Here is a 612-nt window from a genome sequence, read left to right on the forward strand (position 1 = left end):
GAACAGTTAAGCAGGTTAACTAGTTGATTTGATGCAGCAAGCTAGGCCGCTAACTCGTTCGAACTATTTCATTCGTCGCAATATCTGAGGTTATCACTCCAATAAATCGTAATATGCCAACCTTACACCGCTGGCAAGGCCATTGCGGTATCAATGGTTCTTTTTCTGCCTTTGGTTTCACCAGTTTATATGTGTGTCGCGCGTGAGCCCTTATCAGCGCTAACTTTCGCTTGCGACATGCATTGGCTAAAAATCCATAGTGGCGAATACGCATAAACCCTTTGGGCAGTACATGCTGTAAGTAGCGCCGTAAAAATTCATCACAGCTCAGTGTCATTACTTTATCGCGGTTGTTATCTGCATAATCTCGGTATTTAAAACTCACAGATTGTTCATTCGCTGTCACCAAACGTGATTCTGACATCACGCCTTTTCGGGTATAACGAGCAAGGTAACTAACTAGCTTTTCACTGTACGTTAAACAGGCTTTACTATACACGCACCATTTGGTTGGCGTGTTTATCTTCGCGAATGAACTATCGCATTCATTGAGCGCCGCCAGCATTTTTCCTCTAAAGACTGTTGATAACGCTTTTACGGGGTATAAATAGC

Annotated in this window: 1 protein-coding gene; it reads right to left on the reverse strand. The window is 43.1% G+C overall.

The features are described 5' to 3' along the window. Positions 1–49: 49 nt before the first annotated feature. Positions 50–612 (reverse strand): IS91 family transposase (locus FW757_RS23165; protein ID WP_446441786.1); only part of this gene is annotated, 563 nt, incomplete at its 5' end.

The sequence above is a fragment of the Pseudoalteromonas sp. 1181_04 genome, assembly GCF_052850545.1.